The sequence below is a fragment of the Bacillus sp. SIMBA_005 genome (assembly GCF_046535585.1).
GTDB classification, from domain to species: Bacteria; Bacillota; Bacilli; order Bacillales; family Bacillaceae; genus Bacillus; species Bacillus pumilus.
The window spans coordinates 1-288 of sequence record NZ_JAWRWI010000234.1; the positions used below are offsets into that span (position 1 = coordinate 1).

1 protein-coding gene is annotated in these 288 nt (G+C 66.3%); it reads left to right on the forward strand.

Going from position 1 to position 288, the window contains the following annotated elements:
• Window positions 1-200: hypothetical protein (locus SB660_RS19910; protein WP_410584007.1), on the forward strand; the 200-nt coding region annotated here is incomplete at its 5' end.
• Between the last annotated feature and the right edge of the window lie 88 nt (window positions 201-288).

Consider the following 288-nt stretch of genomic DNA (forward strand, 5'->3'; position numbering starts at 1 on the left):
GCGCGTGGCTGCAGACCATGCCGGACGTGGGCACCTTCCACGTGCCGGGCATCGACTTCGACCGCAATTACGCCAGCGTCGTGCTGGGCGCGCGCACCGGCGTGTGGGGCCTGCAGAGCAACTTCGGCGTGACCGCCACGACCGCGCAGAAGGGCGCCAGCGACATGTCCTTCTTCGTCAACTTCAGCGGCGCGTTCTAAGCCCGCCCGGAGTCTGCAGTCCTGGAAGGGCCGGCTCATGCCGGCCCTTCTTTTTTGACTCTTCGTCGATTTGCGGGGCGCTTGATGG